This window comes from Acidovorax sp. ACV01 (genome assembly GCF_014851495.1).
GTDB classification, from domain to species: Bacteria; Pseudomonadota; Gammaproteobacteria; order Burkholderiales; family Burkholderiaceae_C; genus Acidovorax; species Acidovorax radicis.
This window is the reverse complement of sequence record NZ_JACUZT010000004.1, coordinates 175,699-191,703: the sequence shown is the minus strand read 5'-3', so window position 1 is coordinate 191,703 and position 16,005 is coordinate 175,699. Positions and strand designations below refer to the sequence as shown.

Annotated in this window: 15 protein-coding genes and 1 tRNA gene; 4 read left to right on the top strand and 12 right to left on the bottom strand. The window is 61.6% G+C overall.

The genetic code is table 11. The features are described from left to right. Positions 1 to 48: 48 nt before the first annotated feature. The 5 genes from IB243_RS13450 to IB243_RS13430 form a co-directional block, all read right to left on the bottom strand. The gene (locus tag IB243_RS13450) at positions 49 to 1,539 is read right to left on the bottom strand and encodes an ABC transporter substrate-binding protein (protein WP_192427661.1); all 1,491 of its coding nucleotides are present in this window, start codon (positions 1,537 to 1,539) and stop codon (positions 49 to 51) included. Positions 1,540 to 1,647: 108 nt separating this feature from the next. Further along, positions 1,648 to 2,529, bottom strand: coding sequence for an ATP-binding cassette domain-containing protein (locus IB243_RS13445; protein ID WP_192427659.1), 882 nt, complete (start codon positions 2,527 to 2,529; stop codon positions 1,648 to 1,650). After that, entirely contained in the window at positions 2,526 to 3,563 is a 1,038-nt protein-coding gene (locus IB243_RS13440) for an ABC transporter ATP-binding protein (RefSeq protein WP_192427656.1), read from the bottom strand. Before IB243_RS13440 ends, IB243_RS13445 begins: the two co-directional genes overlap by 4 nt. Before the next feature lie 30 nt (positions 3,564 to 3,593). Further along, positions 3,594 to 4,466, bottom strand: a complete 873-nt coding sequence (locus IB243_RS13435) for an ABC transporter permease (protein WP_192427654.1) — start codon at positions 4,464 to 4,466, stop codon at positions 3,594 to 3,596. Positions 4,467 to 4,608: 142 nt separating this feature from the next. Continuing rightward, positions 4,609 to 5,571 (bottom strand): ABC transporter permease, encoded by a 963-nt coding sequence (locus IB243_RS13430; RefSeq protein ID WP_192427652.1) that lies wholly within the window; start codon positions 5,569 to 5,571, stop codon positions 4,609 to 4,611. A gap of 208 nt (positions 5,572 to 5,779) precedes the next feature. On the opposite strand from IB243_RS13430, the gene IB243_RS13425 reads away from it, so the two are divergent. Then, the gene (locus tag IB243_RS13425; RefSeq protein ID WP_057272225.1) at positions 5,780 to 6,037 is read left to right on the top strand and encodes a YfhL family 4Fe-4S dicluster ferredoxin; all 258 of its coding nucleotides are present in this window, start codon (positions 5,780 to 5,782) and stop codon (positions 6,035 to 6,037) included. A gap of 75 nt (positions 6,038 to 6,112) precedes the next feature. Here IB243_RS13425 and pth read toward each other — a convergent pair whose 3' ends face one another. The 7 genes from pth to IB243_RS13390 form a co-directional block, all read right to left on the bottom strand. Continuing rightward, complete coding sequence (gene pth, locus IB243_RS13420) at positions 6,113 to 6,721, bottom strand: aminoacyl-tRNA hydrolase (RefSeq protein WP_057272224.1); 609 nt, start codon at positions 6,719 to 6,721, stop codon at positions 6,113 to 6,115. Between the two features lie 158 nt (positions 6,722 to 6,879). Beyond that, entirely contained in the window at positions 6,880 to 7,512 is a 633-nt protein-coding gene (locus IB243_RS13415; protein WP_010461878.1) for a 50S ribosomal protein L25/general stress protein Ctc, read from the bottom strand. A 164-nt stretch (positions 7,513 to 7,676) separates the two neighbouring features. Beyond that, positions 7,677 to 8,651: a ribose-phosphate pyrophosphokinase gene (locus IB243_RS13410; RefSeq protein WP_010461875.1), complete on the bottom strand. Its 975-nt coding sequence runs from the start codon at positions 8,649 to 8,651 to the stop codon at positions 7,677 to 7,679. A gap of 56 nt (positions 8,652 to 8,707) precedes the next feature. Further along, a tRNA-Gln gene (locus IB243_RS13405) sits at positions 8,708 to 8,784 on the bottom strand. A gap of 30 nt (positions 8,785 to 8,814) precedes the next feature. Beyond that, the gene (ispE, locus tag IB243_RS13400; protein WP_192427650.1) at positions 8,815 to 9,672 is read right to left on the bottom strand and encodes a 4-(cytidine 5'-diphospho)-2-C-methyl-D-erythritol kinase; all 858 of its coding nucleotides are present in this window, start codon (positions 9,670 to 9,672) and stop codon (positions 8,815 to 8,817) included. 36 nt (positions 9,673 to 9,708) lie between these two features. After that, positions 9,709 to 10,227 carry an outer membrane lipoprotein LolB gene (locus IB243_RS13395; RefSeq protein WP_192427648.1) on the bottom strand — a complete coding sequence of 173 codons (519 nt, stop codon included), beginning with the start codon at positions 10,225 to 10,227 and terminating at the stop codon, positions 9,709 to 9,711. 17 nt (positions 10,228 to 10,244) lie between these two features. Next, the gene (locus IB243_RS13390) at positions 10,245 to 12,023 is read right to left on the bottom strand and encodes a tetratricopeptide repeat protein (RefSeq protein ID WP_192427646.1); all 1,779 of its coding nucleotides are present in this window, start codon (positions 12,021 to 12,023) and stop codon (positions 10,245 to 10,247) included. A gap of 29 nt (positions 12,024 to 12,052) precedes the next feature. Between IB243_RS13390 and mutM the strand changes: the two genes are divergently transcribed. The 3 genes from mutM to mutY all read left to right on the top strand — a co-directional run bounded on the left by mutM (position 12,053) and on the right by mutY (position 16,003). Continuing rightward, the gene (mutM, locus tag IB243_RS13385) at positions 12,053 to 12,868 is read left to right on the top strand and encodes a bifunctional DNA-formamidopyrimidine glycosylase/DNA-(apurinic or apyrimidinic site) lyase (RefSeq protein WP_192427644.1); all 816 of its coding nucleotides are present in this window, start codon (positions 12,053 to 12,055) and stop codon (positions 12,866 to 12,868) included. A 106-nt stretch (positions 12,869 to 12,974) separates the two neighbouring features. Next, positions 12,975 to 14,936, top strand: coding sequence for a dynamin family protein (locus IB243_RS13380; protein ID WP_010461864.1), 1,962 nt, complete (start codon positions 12,975 to 12,977; stop codon positions 14,934 to 14,936). Then, on the top strand, positions 14,933 to 16,003 hold the full coding sequence (gene mutY / locus IB243_RS13375) for an A/G-specific adenine glycosylase (protein ID WP_192427642.1): 1,071 nt from the start codon (positions 14,933 to 14,935) through the stop codon (positions 16,001 to 16,003). Before IB243_RS13380 ends, mutY begins: the two co-directional genes overlap by 4 nt. Positions 16,004 to 16,005: the final 2 nt, after the last annotated feature.

Below are 16,005 nucleotides of genomic sequence, written 5' to 3'. Positions count from 1 at the left end.
GCGAGAGCGGGGGGAAGACGCGAAGCGTCTCAGGGGGGTGTCCGAATCTCAAGACCAGGACAGCGATGAGATGTCGTTCACGAACACGGGCATGTCTTTCCACAGGCCCTTGAGGTTCTTGTTGGCCACCGTGATCCACTGGTTGGAGTACAGGAACGCGTGCACTGCATCGTTGGCCAGCAGGCGTTGTGCGTCACCCAGCAGGCGGGCACGGTCGGCGGGGCGGGCAGCGTTCTTGATCTGGTTGAACAGCTCGTTGAACTTGGGCGAGTTGTAGGCCCAGTAGTAGTCGGGCTTGGCGAAGTTGCCCAGATCGAACGGCTCCACGTGGCTGATGATGGTCAGGTCGTAGTTTTTGCTGCCATAGGTGCCGCTGAGCCACTGCGCCCATTCCACGTTCTGGATCTTGGCGATGATGCCGACCTTGGCCAGTTGTGCTGCGACCACCTCGCCGCCCTGGCGGGCGTAGGGAGTGGGCGGCAACGTCAGGGTCAGTTCCAGCGGTGTCTTGACACCAGCTTCGGCCAGCAGCTTCTTGGCTTTCTCGGGGTCGTAGGGGTTCACGCCCGTGGTGTCCACATAGCCGAACGCGCCGGGCACGTAGTGGCTGCCGATGGGCGCGCCGTAGCCATCGCCCGCGCCTTCGATCACGGCCTTGCGGTCCACGGCGGCGGCGATGGCGCGGCGCACGCGCACGTCGTCCAGCGGCTTCTTGCCGTTGTTGATCGCCAGGATGGTCTTGGCGCGCGAGCCGCTGACCACCACCTGGAACTTGGGGTTGCCCTTGAACTGCGGCACGCTGCGGGGCGTGACGCGGGGGAACGCATCCACGTCGCCGGCCAGCAGGGCGGCCACCTGGGCGGCGGGGTCGGAGATGAAGCGGAACGTGGCGCGCTTGATCTTGAGCGCCTTGGCATCGCGGAAACCGTCCCACGCCGTCAGCACCACCGAGGAGCCCTTGTTCCAGGCCTGGAGCTGGTAGGGGCCGGTGCCCACGGGCTTGTTGGCGTTGGTGTCGGCGCTCTTGGGCTCGACAATGATCGACGTGGCCTGGCCCAGGATGAACAGCAGGTCGGGGTCGATGTCCTTGTTGAGCAGCACGACGGTGTAGTCGTCCACCACCTGGGTGGTCAGGCCCGCAAAGGTGCGCTTGTCTTTGTTGGTGCTCTTTTCGCCGCCAGCGCGGTCGTAGGAGAACTTCACGGCGGCGGCATTGAAGGGCTCACCATTCTGGAACCTCACGCCCCGGCGCAGCTTGAAGGTGTAGGTCTTGAGGTCGGGTGAGACCTCCCAGCTCTCGGCCAACAGGGGCGAGACGCTGCCATCGGCGTTGATCTTGGTGAGTGTCTCGAAGATGTTGTACTGCACGATCTCGGCAATGGCCGAGGCGGCACCGGCCGTGGGGTCCAGGCCTGGTGGCTCCAGCGTCATCGCGAGCGTCACCGCATCTTTGCGGCCTTGCGCCAGGGCGCCAAGCGGGGTGGACAAGGGCACTGCGGCAATGGCGCCAGTGGCAAGGACGGTACGGCGGTTCAGCATGTTCGGACTCTCCAGACAAAAAACCAGACAAAAACCAGAGGAAGGCCCCGGTGCAATTTGTTACCGAGGGCGCACGAAAGCTTTGTACACCATCACGTGTGCATTTGGTTATGCGATTTTTGCCGCTGCAGCAGCGGCGGCTGCTGCACGGCGCGCCCGCGCGCGGCCTGGCAGCACCTGCGGCACGGCACCCACCAGCGACTGTGTGTAGGGGTGCTGTGCGTTGCGAAACAGCTCGGTGGGCGAGCCACGCTCCACGATACGGCCCTGGTACAGCACCACCACTTCGTCGCACAGGTGGTTCACCACTGCCAAGTCGTGGCTGATGAGCATGTAGGTGATGCCGAACTCCTGCTGCAGGTCCTGCATCAGGTTCAGCACTTGGGCCTGCACCGACACATCCAGCGCGCTCACGGGCTCGTCGGCAACGATGAGGCGGGGGCGTGTGATGAGGGCGCGTGCAATCGCAATGCGCTGGCGCTGGCCGCCGGAAAACTCGTGCGGGTACTTTCCCAGGTCGTTGGCGCGCAGGCCCACCTGCGACAGCACCTGGCCGGCCTGCTTGCGCTGGGCGGCGCGGCTGGTCTCACCCTGGGCCTGCAGTGGCTCGGTGACGATGCGCTCCACGGTCTGGCGTGGATCGAGTGAGCCATAGGGGTCCTGGAAGACCATCTGGAAGTCGCGCCTTGCGTGGCGCAGCTGCTCTGCGGGCAACTGGTGCAGGTTGCGGCCCAGCAGCTCGACGGAGCCGGAGGTGGGCGCGTCCAGCGCCATCACCAGGCGGGCCAGTGTGGACTTGCCCGACCCCGATTCCCCGACGATGCCCAGGCTGCGGCCTGAGGCCACCGAAAAGCTCACGCCGTTGAGCGCATGCACCTTGCCTGGGGGCTGAAACAGGTGTTCTCGCGGCAGCGTGTATTCGCGCACCAGATCTTTCACCTGGAGCAGGGGAGCGTGGACCGATGTGGTGGCATGGGTTGCCTGGTTCATGCGGACACCTCGACGATGTTCACCACCTCGGCACTCTGGGCTTCGGCAATGGCCTCGCGGCGCAGGCAGCGCACGTGGTGGTCGCCATCGGCATCCGTGGCCACCAGCGTGGCTTGGGGCTGATCGTGGTGGCAGGCATCCACGGTGTAGCTGCAGCGCCCGGCAAAGGGGCAGCCGGCGGGCAGGTCCACCAGCTCGGGTACCGTGCCGGGGATGGTGGACAGGCGAGGGCGCTGGCCGGGCGTGTGCACCGCGCCCAGATGGGGGCGTGCGGCGAACAGCCCGCGCGTGTAGGGGTGTGCCATGGCCGAGAAGACGGAGGCCGTGGAGCCGCTCTCGACCACGCTGCCGCCGTACATCACCATCATGCGGTCCACGTTCTGCGAGATCACCCCGAGGTCGTGCGAGATCAGGATCAGCGCCATGTTGCGTTCGGCCACCAGGTCGCTGATGAGGTCCAGGATCTGCTGCTGGATGGTCACATCGAGCGCGGTGGTGGGCTCATCGGCAATCAGCAAATCGGGTCCGCAGGCCAGGGCCATCGCGATGGTGATGCGCTGGCGCTGCCCGCCCGAGAACTGGTGGGGGTAGGCATCGAAGCGCTGCGCGGCGTTGGGGATGCCCACGCGGTCCAGCAGGGCCAGCGCTTCCGTGCGTGCGGCGGAGGCATTCATGCCACGGTGCAGGCGCAAGGGCTCGGCCACCTGGCGGCCGATGGTGTGCACGGGGTTCAGGGCCGTCATCGGCTCCTGGAACACCATGCCAATGCGGTTGCCGCGCATCTTGCACATCTGCGCGTCGGTGCGGCCTACCAGCTCTTCGCCGTCGAAGCGAATGCTGCCGGTGACCTGTGCACTGTCGGGCAGCAGGCCCATGAGCGACATGGCGGTGATGGATTTCCCGCAGCCTGATTCACCGATCAGGCCCAGGGTTTCGCCCCGTGCCAGCGAAAAGCTCACGCCGCGCACGGCGTCGGCCGGGCCCCGGTGGGTCTGCAGGCGGATGCGGAGGTTGGAGACTTCTAACAGAGACATCGTGGGGTTCTGGTGGTCTTCTTGGCGGGATCAACGCTTGCGCGAGAGCCGGGGGTCGAGCAAATCACGCAGTCCGTCGCCCAGCAGGTTCAGGCCCAGCACAGCCAGTGCAATCGCCACACCGGGCCACACGGCCAGCAGCGGGGCCTGGAACATCAGCGTCTGGGCCTCGCTGAGCATGCGGCCCCACGAGGGTTGGGGCGGTTGCGTGCCCAGGCCCAGGTACGACAGGGCGGCCTCGGCCAGGATGGCGATGGCGAATTGGATGGTGGCCTGCACGATGAGCACCGACAGGATGTTGGGGAGCACGTGCTCGATGGTGATGCGCCAGGCGCCCTTGCCGCAGGCGCGCGAGGCCATGATGTATTCGCGCGACCAGACCGCATTGGCCGAGGCGCGGGTGACGCGCGCAAACGTCGGGATGTTGAAGATGCCGATAGCGATGATGGAGTTGACGATGCCCGCGCCGAACACCGCCGTCATCATGATGGCCGAGAGAATGGCGGGGAAGGCGAAGGTGAAGTCCGCCAGCCGCATGATGAGCTCCTCCACCCAGCCGCGCTTGGCCGCGGCCAGCAGGCCCAGCGCCGTGCCGATGGACAGGCCGATACCGACCGCGATCACGCCCACCAGGATGGAGTTGCGCGCGCCCACCAGCAGCAGCGAGGCCACATCGCGGCCGAAGGCGTCGGTGCCCAGCCAGTGTTTGCCGGTGGGTGGCTGCAGTTTCGCAGCCAGGTCCATCTCGTAGGGGGACCAGGGCGTCCAGGCCAGCGACAAGGCTGCGGCCAGGATCAGCAGCAGCGAAAGAACGGCACCAATGACGAAACTGCGATGGCGCAGCGCGCGGTGCAGCCAGCTGGGGGGCGACAAAGGAATGGGCGGTGAAATCGCGGTACTCATGGAAGGGTTCGAAGTTGCGCGTGGAGCCCACAGCGGTTGCAACCGGCTCGGCCAAAGGCCAGTGCCACCGTGGAACTGCCTTTGCCAGGCCACTGGTGGCGTCCCCCTGGGGGGAAGGCGCGGAGCGACTCAGGGGGGTACTTCATATATCGCTGGCTTTGACGCGGGGGTCGATCACGGCGTAGAGGATGTCCACGACGAAGTTGACGATGACCACCATGGCGGCGAGCAGCATCACGCAGTTGCGCACCACGATCAGATCGCGATTGGAAATCGACTGGAAGATCAGGCGGCCGAGGCCCGGCAGGTAAAACACGTTTTCCACCACGATGGTGCCTGCCAGCAGGTTGGCGAACTGCAGCCCCATCACGGTGATCACCGGGATCATGGCGTTGCGCAGCACGTGGCCCCAGAGCGCGGCGCGTTGCGTCAGCCCCTTGGCGCGGGCCGTGCGCACGAAGTCCTCGCGCAGCACTTCGAGCACGGCCGAGCGCGTGATGCGCGCCAGGATGGCGGCTTGTACCACGGCCAGTGCGATGGCAGGCAGGAGCAGGGCCTTGAGGGCTTCGAACGGGCTGCCACCGGCGTCTTCCGTCCAGCCCGGAAAACCACCGGCCGAGAACCACTGCAGCTTCACCGAAAACAGCAGGATCAGCAGGATCGCGAACCAGAAATTGGGAATGGCAATACCGATCTGTGCCAGCCCCATCACACCGACATCACCCAGCTTGTTGTGGCGGGATGCCGCATACACGCCTGCCGCCAGCGCCAGCACGGTGGTGATGACCATGGCCATGAGGGCCAGTGGCACCGTGAGGGCCAGGCGCTCCAGCACCAGGTCGAGGACGGGTGAGCTGTAGGCATAGCTGTCGCCCATGTTGCCCACCACCAGCCCACTGACCCATTGCCAGTAGCGCAGGCCCGCAGGTTGGTCCAGCCCCAGTTTGCTGGCCAATGCGGCAACGGCCTCTGGCGAGGCATCGGGGCCCATCAGGATCTGGGCGGCATTGCCCGGCAGGATCTCGAGCACCAGGAACACGACGATGGACGCGCCAATCAGCGTGGCCAGGAGGGTGGTAAACCGCTTGAGAAAAAACAGGCCCATGGGTGAGGTGGGTGAGGAGAGGGGTAGGGCGCGCGGGCGTCAAAATTAATGTGTATACACAGCATAACGGTAAAAACATCCCCGTCAGCGGTGGTGGGTTGCAGTGTGGCATGCAAGGCACATGCCACCAGCGCGGGATAATACGGAGCATGAACTGCGCTGCGTACCCCCTTGCCATTGTTTTTGGCCCCGTGCCCAAGGAGGCCGTATGGCGCTGATGATCACCGACGAGTGCATCAACTGCGATGTGTGCGAGCCCGAGTGCCCCAACCAGGCGATCTACCTGGGGCAGGAGATCTACGAGATCGACCCCAGCAAGTGCACGGAATGTGTGGGGCATTTTGACGAACCCCAGTGCGTGCAGGTCTGCCCCGTCGCCTGCATCCCTGTGAACCCGCAGCATGTCGAGAACCGCGAAACCCTGTGGCAGAAGTTCCAGCGGCTGCAGGTGCCTGCGGCCAGCTGATCTTCTGGTATTTTTTGGGCCCTAGCGCTTATCTATAAAGCGCTGATAGCTATCAAAATAATAGTATTCCCGTGCTCAGTCTTCCACCGGGCGGGGTGGCTTGGGGCGGGGTGGTTTGGTGGTGTGGATGAGCAAGGTGGCCTTATCCATCTCGCCCGCCAGCATGGCCGGGTAGGCTTTCAGCGAATGGACGATGCTGTCTTCGATCAGTATGCGCTGGTCAGGGGAGGGCTTCTTGAGCACCCAGTTGGCGACTTCGCTTTTCACGCCAGGGTGGCCGATGCCTACGCGCAGGCGCCAATAGTCGGGTGAACCCAGCTGGCCGTGAATGTCTCGCAAGCCGTTGTGGCCTGCGTGGCTGCCACCGCGCTTGAGCTTGACCTGGCCCGGTGGAATGTCCAGTTCGTCATGCACAACCAGGATTTCTTCGGGCTGGATCTTGAAGAAGCGCGCCAGCGAAGCGACGGACTTGCCCGAGAGGTTCATGAAGGTCTGGGGCTCCAGCAGCCACACGCTCTGTCCATGCACCGTGGTGCGCGCGACCAGTCCGTGGTAGCTGCGCTCGGGCACCAATGTGGCCTTGAGTTCACGCGCCAGCGCATCAATCCACCAGAAACCAGCGTTGTGGCGGGTGGACTCGTAGTCTGGCCCCGGGTTTCCAAGGCCTACAAACAGCTTGATCATCTGCGCGATTATCCGTGGGGGTTGTGGATGGACGTGGGGCCTGTCCATGCCGGGCGCCGTTGCCAATGAAAACGGCCCACACAGGTGGGCCGTTTTCATTGGCCAGCACCGCCAAGGCGGGCTGACCGGCACGCAGGAAAAAACCTGCGGCTTGAAGATTACTTCTTGCCCTTGCCCTTCTTGGCATCGGCGGCAGGAGCGGCTTCGACGGGGGTTTCGACCACGACCACAGGAGGAACCACAGACACCAGCACGGGGTTGTTGTTCTGACCACCACGGATCTTGGCGGTCACGCCCTTTGGCAGCTTGATGCTCTTGAGGTGCAGCGACGAGCCCTTTTCGAGGGTGGACAGGTCCACAGCGATGAACTCTGGCAGGTCCGAAGGCATGCAGGTCACATCGAGTTCGTTCACGATCGGGTTGACCATGCACTTGTCGACCTTGACGGCAGGCGATTCTTCAGCGCCGGAGAAGTGCAGTGGCACCTTCATGTGCAGCTTGGTCTTTTCGTCCACGCGCTGGAAGTCGATGTGCAGCACGAGTTGCTTGTAAGGGTGGTATTGCACGTCGCGCAGCAGAACCTTGGCGGTCGTGCCGGCAACTTCCATGTCCAGCACGCTGGAGTGGAAAGCTTCCTTCTTGAGAGCGTGCCACAGGGCGTTGTGGTCCACCTCGATGAGTTGGGGTTCGGTGGTGCCACCGTAGACGATGCCAGGCGTCTTGCCCGAATTGCGCAGACGGCGGCTCGCACCCGTACCTTGCTTGGCGCGCTCAAAAGCGACGAAGTTCATAGTTAGCTCCTGAAAGGACAGACCGCGACCAGTCTTGCCCTGTTGTAAAAAGGCCTGTTGTGCCATTGTTTGGCAGCAGGCCCACGCAATGTCCTCGAACAGACAAGCCTCCCGAAGGAGGCCTGCGTGCAATCCAGTCTGCAACGCTCCCGAAGGGAAGCGCGTCAGAACAGGTTGTCTTGGTCCGAGAACAGACTCATCACCGACTCACCCTTGGCAATGCGCTGGATCGTCTCTGCGATCAGCGGGGCCACGGAGAGTTGGCGAATCTTGGTACATCCCCGGGCGTTGTCGCTCAATGGGATGGTATTGGTCACCACCACTTCGTCGAGGGCCGAGCCCTGGGCGATGCGTTCGATGGCAGGACCCGAAAAAATGGGATGCGTGCAATAGGCGTACACCTTCTTGGCGCCGCGCTCCTTGAGCACTTCTGCCGCCTTCACCAGCGTGCCGGCAGTGTCGATCATGTCGTCCATGATCACGCAGTTGCGACCTTCGATCTCGCCGATCACATGCATTACTTCCGACACATTGGCCTTGGGGCGGCGCTTGTCGATGATGGCCAGATCACAATTGAGCTGCTTGGCCAGCGCTCGTGCGCGCACCACGCCACCCACGTCAGGAGAGACCACGATCAGGTCTTCGTAATTCTTCTGGCGCAGGTCACCGAGCAGCACGGGCGATGCGTAGATGTTGTCCACGGGAATGTCGAAGAAGCCCTGGATCTGGTCGGCATGCAGGTCCATGGTCAACACGCGGGCCACACCCACGGCCTGCAGCATGTTGGCAACTACCTTGGCGGTGATGGGCACGCGCGAAGAGCGGGGACGGCGGTCCTGGCGGGCATAGCCGAAGTAGGGGATCACGGCGCTGATGCGCTCTGCCGATGCACGCTTGAGCGCATCGACCATGATCAGCAGTTCCATGAGGTTTTCGTTCGTCGGAGCGCAGGTGGACTGCACCACGAACACATCCCGCGCACGAACGTTTTGCTTGATCTCGACGGTGACTTCGCCGTCCGAGAAGCGACCGACATCGGCAGCGCCGAGGGTGGTTCCGAGGTGTTGGGCAATTTCAGCTGCCATGCCAGGATTGGCATTGCCGGTGAAAACCATGAAGTCGGGTTGATTGCCTTGCATGAGCGTCCCAGCGGTCTGAAAAAAAAGCCCGTACTGCGCGTGAGCGAGAAGAAATTTGGCAGGGGAAGAAGGATTCGAACCTTCGCATGCCGGAATCAAAATCCGGTGCCTTAACCAGCTTGGCGACTCCCCTACACAGGTCAACTGCCGAGGGCAGCTAACCTTAATTCTTGTCTGATGCCCAGCCTGCCAGAGGATGAACCATCAGATTTTCACATTCCTTGACTTGCCAGCCCTGTGGGGCTCCACTCAAATCAACCGCATGTGACATCTGCGCAAACACTGCACTGCCTGAGCCTGTCATCCGGCCTTGCAATCCTCGGACCCTGAGCCAATCAATGGCTTCGGTGACCTCGGGGCAAAGTGCCTGGGCAACTGGCTGCAGGTCGTTTCGACCGAAGTCAAAGTGTGTTGCAGCAAAGCCTAAGATTGTAGCACTATCTGAATCACGTTTCAAACTTGGCGACGAAAAAATTGCTTTTGTCTCCAAACCTGCTGCGGGCTTCACGATGGCGAAGCGCGCTTGCGGTAGTTGCTGGGCTTTCTCAAGCGGCGTGATTGTCTCACCAATTCCTTCGACCCAGGCGTTGTGGCCACGTAAAAAAAATGGAATGTCGGCTCCGAGCTTCAGCCCAATGGTTTCCAGTGCTGATCGCGACAGGTTCAGGCCCCACAGCCGGTTGAGGGCGAGCAAGGTCGTGGCCGCATCTGAAGAGCCGCCTCCCATGCCGGCTTGCGAGGGGATGCTTTTCAGGACGCCAATGTGCGCGCCAAGCGCGCAACCTGTGGCTTGCTGCAATGCAAGCGCCGCTTTGATGGAGAGGTCTACCTCCGGCAGTGGAGTGCCCAGGTCTTCGCGGGTGATCCCGCTTCCTGCGCGGCGCTCGAAATGGAGGGTGTCGCACCAGTCGACCAGCATAAACACCGACTGAAGCAGGTGGTACCCGTCGGCACGTTGCCCCGTGATGTGCAGGAAAAGATTGAGCTTTGCCGGAGCCGGCACGTCATACAGGGATTGCATGGCAACGAACAGTGCGCGATGAAGGTGTCAGGAAGGTCAGCGGGTCAGGGCGAGGCGCAACGTGGCCTGTGGCGCGGGGTCGTCGCGATGCGCCACCAGCCGTCCCTGTTCGAGGGCTGAAAGGTCGGCCCTCCAGCCTGGCGCGGTAGTTTGTAGGCCCTTGAGCCAGTCGAACAACGCGGCGACGGGGATGCTCGTACCGGTCACTTCTTGCAGCAGTGCATCGAGTGAATCAGAAGAGCGCGTCTCTTGAGCACTGATCAGTTGTGCGTGGCCATCTTTCCATTCCAGCTGCGCAAGACGGTTGCCCAGCGGGCTGATCAGTGCGAGTCCGCCTCTCTGGGCATTGCCTCGGAGTTCAAACATCGCCGAGAACGACTGGGATGCCTGTCCTTCCATTTGCAGGGCGATTCGTCCGCTCCATGCGTCTTCTTCGCCTGTCGGGCTCGGTGGTGGCTGCGCGCAGCCAGCCAGCCACAGCGCGCATACGGCCCACAAAAACAGCCCCATGAGGCGTTGAGCGAGCAACTGGCGGGCCAGCCGGTGGAAGGGCATTCTTTGCCCTTCCTCCATCAAAAGTTCACCCCGAGGCGCGTCAGCGTTTCTTTCAGGGTTTCGTTGTCAGGACTCGCGCGCCGACCTTCTTTCCAGACTTTGACCGCAGCGTCCTTGTCCCCGAGGCTCCAGAGTACCTCGCCGAGATGTGCTGCGATTTCTACGTCCGGGCGGGCTTTATAGGCGGTTTCAAGGTGTCGCCGAGCTTCTGCCTTGTTGCCCATGCGAAATTCCACCCAGCCCAGGCTGTCCGTAATGAACGGATCTGCGGGTACGAATTCCAGCGCTTTGAGAATCAGCTGTTTGGCTTCTTCCAACCGCACGCCTCGGTCTGCCAGCGAATAGCCGAGGGCGTTGTAGGCATGGTAGTACTGGGGCTTCTGGGCAATCACCTGCCTCAGAAGTTGCTCCATTTTTTCGGGCTGGCCGGCCTTTTCGGCCAGCATGGCTTGGTCGTAGACCAATTCCGCGTCATCCGGCGCGAACGCAACAAGTTCGCTCTGGACTTTGTAGGCATCCTGGTAGAGCCGCAGGTCGCGCAGCAGCTGCACTTCGGCCAGCAGCTTCATGCGGATTTCGTCGGGCGAAGTCCCCGGCAGATTGCGCAAGAGCGCCCTTGCCTGGGCGACTTTGCCCTGCCGTGCCAACAGGGATGCGCGGCGGCTTTGCGCGCCGAATACTTCGTCCACGTTGTCGATGCGACCGAGCCAGGCCTCTGCGGCTGCAAAATCCTGCTTCTTCTCCGCGATCTGTGCGTACAGTAAATAGGCCTGCGTCAGACCTTTTTGGCGCACTTCTGCATCGGTAGAGGCAGAAACTAGTTCCATGAAGCGCCGCAACGCGTTTTCCGCAGCTGGCAGCTGGTTGTCCTGCAATTGCAGAGTGGCCAGCACCAGCCAGGCCTCCACCAGTTCCGGTTTCTCCTTGGTGACATATTCCAATTGGCGGCTGGCGTCTGGATAGCGTTGCAAGCCCAGAAGGACCCGCGCATAGGCCATGCGCAATTCCGGCACCGGCTGTTTGGCCAGTGCTTGCGCCACCAGGGTTTCAGCCTCTGGCGTGTTCTCCTCCATCAGTTCAAGCGCTAGCCTGGCTGCGTCTTCATTGGCGCTGTCCAGTACCTGTGCTCGCTGCGCTGCATTCAATGCGCCCGATTTGTCACCTGCCGCCAGACGAAGGCGCCCCAGGGAGACCCAGGCCACAGGTCCAGTTGCGGGGTGTGCGAGCTCGTCCACTAGCGCTGCCTCCACCACTTTGGCCGCCAGGGCCTTGTCGCTCGCACGTCCGTACATTTGAGGGAGTGCGGAAAGTGTCGAGGCCTTCGCACGCGGAGGGGACTGGGCGAGTTCCTGGCGCAATAGATCGGGCGTTTCACCGATCCTGTTCAGTGCAACCAGAATTTGCAGTACATAGCGGTTTGCTTCGCGCGATTGGGGTAGCGCTTCCTTCCATGCCTTGGCTGCTGCCAATGCATATTCGCCCGACCGCGACTGCAAAGCGATATCAGCGGCCCTTTGGTAGAGCTGACCGTCAACGCTGCGGCGTGCCGCCTCCAGCATGAAGGCATAGCCAGCCCCCGGGTCACCTGTCCGGGCGCTGATTTCGCCCAGAAAAATCTCATAGAACAATTCCGCATCCAGCGCCGGATTGGATGTCACTGCAGAGTCGTTTGTGGCGGGGGGGCTGTCACCGCCCGTTGGTTGTGCCCATGCTGAGTGGGCGGATACTGCAAAAACGGTAGTCAATGCGGCAATCCGAAAGCTGTGAAATAGCACCATCGGGTCATAATAATCCATGCCTGTTAACCCGTTGCCGGGGTCTTTGTATGCCTGAGTTGCCCGAAGTGGAAGTGACACGCCGCAGTTTGGTCTCGGCCATCACGGGCGCGCGCATTGAGGCGGTCAACCTCGGAAAACCTTTGCGCTGGCCTTTGGGTTGTGTTCCGCAGGCTTTGGTGGGGCAGCACGTGGTTGGTTTGCGTCGGCGCGGTAAATACCTGCTGGCTGACATCAGCAACGGGGTCCTGCTTTTGCACCTGGGAATGTCTGGAAGCCTGCGCTTCAGCCAGGGTTTGCCTGCGGCGGGAGTTCACGACCACTTTGACATGCTGACCAGCGAGGGGACCCTGAGACTGCATGATCCGCGTCGGTTTGGTGCTGTGGTTTACGTTCAAGGAGAACACGACCCTGTTGCAGTCAAGCTGCTGGGTGGGTTGGGAATGGAGCCACTGTCAGATGCGTTTTCACTCGCAGCTTTTCGGATCGGACTGAAAAAGAGCCAGATGCCCATCAAGCAATTGCTTCTGGCTGGCCAGCTGGTGGTGGGGGTCGGCAATATCTATGCATCGGAAGTGCTTTTTTTGGCTGGAATCCGCCCGACGACCCGCGCTGCACGCATCGGGGTGGAGCGGGTGCACAAGCTGCACTCCGCCATTCGCACTGTGCTGACACGGGCCGTGGAGATGGGGGGCAGCACGTTGCGCGATTTTTCGAATGCAGACGGAATGGCCGGCCACTTCCAGACCCAAACCAATGTTTACGGGCGCGATGGAGCACCATGCCATGTCTGTGGCACTCCGATACGGGTGCTTCGCCAGGGGCAGCGGAGTACCTATTTTTGCCCTGTGTGCCAGCGACCCTGAACCAGACCGACTGCAAATTCCTGGGTCTATTACGGCCCGCGGGCGGTCGATGCTATATTTTGTGTATGCCTGCCTTGTAGGCCATTCTTAGATCTCTGGGAGCAAAGTGGGACCTTCATTCAACGAACAGTTCGACCAGCATGGTGCGTGGCGGCGTGAGTTCGCCCAGCAACTCAAGCGGCTGGCCGAGTGGATGTCCTCGCACGAGCTCATGGACGCTGCTGTCCATGAGCGGTTGCACCGTCTGGAGGAACAGGTTCGCAGTGACAAGGTCATGGTGGCTTTTGTTGCCGAATTCTCGCGCGGCAAGTCCGAGTTGATCAACGCAATCTTTTTTGCGGACTATGGTCGCCGCATCATGCCTGCGAGTGCAGGGCGCACCACCATGTGCCCTACCGAACTTGGCTACGACGCGAGTTTGGCCCCCAGCCTTCGATTGCTGCCAATTGAAACCCGACTGCAGATGCAGAGCTTGGCCGAGTGGCGGGTCAAAACCGAACGGTGGCAGGAGATTCCCCTGGATGTTGGAAACGCGGACCAGATTGCCAAGGCGCTCGAAAAGGTGGCCGAAGTGCGAAAGGTCAGCCTGGAAAACGCGCGTGCGTTGGGCTTCTGGCACGATGACCTGACAGATGAAAACCCTGTGCCTGATGCTCAGGGCCTGGTGGAGGTGCCCATGTGGCGCCACGCCCTTATCAATATTCCCCATCCGTTGCTCAAGCAGGGGCTGGTGATTCTGGATACGCCAGGGTTGAATGCGGTTGGGGCGGAACCGGAGCTCACGGTCAATCTCATTCCGCAAGCGCATGCGGTTGTTTTCATTCTGAGTGCCGACACCGGGGTTACCCGTTCCGATCTGTCCATCTGGCGAGAGCACTTGGCCATTTCCGCGGACAGCATGGATGCCCGATTGGTGGTGCTCAACAAGATCGACACGCTGTGGGACACGCTCAACTCCGCTGAGCAGGTGCAGGCGCAGATGGAGCGCCAATGCCGTACGTCTGCAGAGATGCTCGGGGTTCCGTTGGACAGGGTTGTGCCCGTGTCTGCGCAGAAAGGCCTGGTCGCCAAGATCACGGCCGATGACCTTTTGCTGGAGACCAGCGGACTCCCTGTGCTGGAAGAGGCATTGGCCAAAGGCATCATGGGCCGGCGGCAGTCTATTTTGCGGGCAGCCGTGGCCAATGGAGTCGCCAGTTTGCGCACCGAGACATCACGGGTCATCAATATCCGGCGCAGGGATCTCGATGACCAGATGGCCGAGTTGCGAAGCTTGCGGGGCAAGAACGCGTCGGTGATCGAATCTATGCGCCACCGCATCGAACAGGAGCAGCGGGAGTTCGATCTGAGCACTTCCAAAATCCAGGCAGTGCGCGCGGTTCATCTGAAACTTCTTCGAGATGTGTTTCAGCAGTTGGGTGCCAAGGCGCTCAAGGCCGAGCTTGCAGAGTTGGCTCAGACGCTGCAACAAAAGGGACTCAAGCTGGGGGTGAAGAAAATCTATCTCCAGACTTTCGACAAACTGCGCGGCACGCTGGACAAGGCACAAGCGTCGGGAACAGAGATCCAGGCCATGCTGGGCGGGACATTCAGGCAACTCAATGCCGAGTTTGGATTTTCTTTGCAAGTGCCGTCGCCGCCGCAACTGGAACACTTCACGCACGATCTGAATCAGATCGAACAAAGCCATCTCCAGTACCTTGGCATGGGGAACGCATTAAAGCTCGCTCAGCCCGAGTTTGCGGAGCGTCTGGTCCGGGCTTTGGCCATGCGCTTGCGGACAGTGTATGAGTCGGCTGCAAACGATCTGGAACTGTGGAGCAAATCTGCTACGGCCCAACTGGATGCGCAGCTGAGGGAGCGTCGCCGCAGTTTCGCACGTCGCATCGAAGCCGTAGATCGCATTCAGCAGGCTGCCAGTGGCTTGGTGGAGCGTATTGCGGAAATCGAGGCGAGTGAGGATGAGTTGGTCCAACTGGAGCACAGGTTGCAGGAACTGACATCCCAGCTCGTCGCTTTGCCCGGCCTTGACGCCATGAACCCGGATAGCCATCTGGTATCTGCATGAGTGCCCTGGATCGGGACGGCGTAGCTGAGCTTGTAGTTGCCTGGCAGGGGTCACACGGTCGCAACCATCTGCCCTGGCAGCAGACGCGTGATCCATACAGGGTTTGGCTGTCCGAGATCATGCTGCAGCAAACGCAGGTGACCACGGTGCTCGACTACTACGCGCGTTTTCTTGTTCGCTTTCCTGACGTGGCTGCCTTGGCTCGAGCAGACCAGGACGAGGTGATGGGCCTCTGGAGCGGGCTGGGCTACTACACCCGAGCCCGCAATCTGCACCGCTGCGCCCAGCAGGTCGTTGCGGAACACGGAGGCTCTTTTCCCCGTACTGCCGAGATGCTGGCTACGTTGCCGGGCATTGGCCGTTCTACAGCTGGGGCGATTGCCGCTTTCTGTTTTTCTGAGCGTGTTCCTATTCTGGATGCCAACGTGCGCAGGGTGTTGACGCGCTTTCTCGGTTTTGAGAAAGACCTTGCATCGTCGGGAAATGAACGTCTGCTCTGGAACGAAGCGGAGTCCCTGCTCCCGCAGAGAAATTTGCTCACGGCCATGCCCCGGTACACCCAGGGGCTCATGGATCTTGGCGCGTCGATTTGCACGCCACGAGCGCCACGTTGCGGACAGTGTCCGTTGACAAACCGTTGCGTGGCAGCCAAAGGCGGAGACCCCGAGCGCTACCCCGTCAAGACCCGCCGGTTGGCACGCCGATCAGAATCTTGGCAACTCCTCGTTCTCCGGAGTTCCGGAGGGCGGGTGTGGTTGCAGCGTCGCCCTTCGGTGGGCATATGGGCTGGCATGCACTGCGTCCCGGTCTTTGCCGATAGCACCTCATTGCGCGGATATGTTGCATCTTTGGGAGATGCATCCCGCATTTCCTGCAACGAACTTCAGCCTTTCCTCCACGTGCTGACGCACAGAGACTTACATCTTCACCCCGTCGTGGTAACTGGCAGCATTCCAAACCAACCCACGGAAGAGGGTGCGTGGTTTGGTGTTGACGAATGGGCCTCTATTGGCCTGCCTGCGCCCATCCGCAAGCTGCTTGATTCGATGCAGGCGCAGTTGTGGTAAAC

What these genes read in the sequence shown, in the direction of transcription:
- IB243_RS13440 (WP_192427656.1), bottom strand. Translation starts at nt 3,563, where the DNA reads ATGTCTCTGTTAGAAGTCTCCAACCTCCGCATCCGCCTGCAGACCCAC.
- IB243_RS13425 (WP_057272225.1), top strand. Translation starts at nt 5,780, where the DNA reads ATGGCGCTGATGATCACCGACGAGTGCATCAACTGCGATGTGTGCGAG.
- mutM (WP_192427644.1), top strand. Translation starts at nt 12,053, where the DNA reads ATGCCTGAGTTGCCCGAAGTGGAAGTGACACGCCGCAGTTTGGTCTCG.
- ispE (WP_192427650.1), bottom strand. Translation starts at nt 9,672, where the DNA reads ATGCAATCCCTGTATGACGTGCCGGCTCCGGCAAAGCTCAATCTTTTC.
- pth (WP_057272224.1), bottom strand. Translation starts at nt 6,721, where the DNA reads ATGATCAAGCTGTTTGTAGGCCTTGGAAACCCGGGGCCAGACTACGAG.
- IB243_RS13395 (WP_192427648.1), bottom strand. Translation starts at nt 10,227, where the DNA reads ATGCCCTTCCACCGGCTGGCCCGCCAGTTGCTCGCTCAACGCCTCATG.
- IB243_RS13390 (WP_192427646.1), bottom strand. Translation starts at nt 12,023, where the DNA reads ATGGATTATTATGACCCGATGGTGCTATTTCACAGCTTTCGGATTGCC.
- IB243_RS13445 (WP_192427659.1), bottom strand. Translation starts at nt 2,529, where the DNA reads ATGAACCAGGCAACCCATGCCACCACATCGGTCCACGCTCCCCTGCTC.
- IB243_RS13430 (WP_192427652.1), bottom strand. Translation starts at nt 5,571, where the DNA reads ATGGGCCTGTTTTTTCTCAAGCGGTTTACCACCCTCCTGGCCACGCTG.
- mutY (WP_192427642.1), top strand. Translation starts at nt 14,933, where the DNA reads ATGAGTGCCCTGGATCGGGACGGCGTAGCTGAGCTTGTAGTTGCCTGG.
- IB243_RS13415 (WP_010461878.1), bottom strand. Translation starts at nt 7,512, where the DNA reads ATGAACTTCGTCGCTTTTGAGCGCGCCAAGCAAGGTACGGGTGCGAGC.
- IB243_RS13450 (WP_192427661.1), bottom strand. Translation starts at nt 1,539, where the DNA reads ATGCTGAACCGCCGTACCGTCCTTGCCACTGGCGCCATTGCCGCAGTG.
- IB243_RS13410 (WP_010461875.1), bottom strand. Translation starts at nt 8,651, where the DNA reads ATGCAAGGCAATCAACCCGACTTCATGGTTTTCACCGGCAATGCCAAT.
- IB243_RS13435 (WP_192427654.1), bottom strand. Translation starts at nt 4,466, where the DNA reads ATGAGTACCGCGATTTCACCGCCCATTCCTTTGTCGCCCCCCAGCTGG.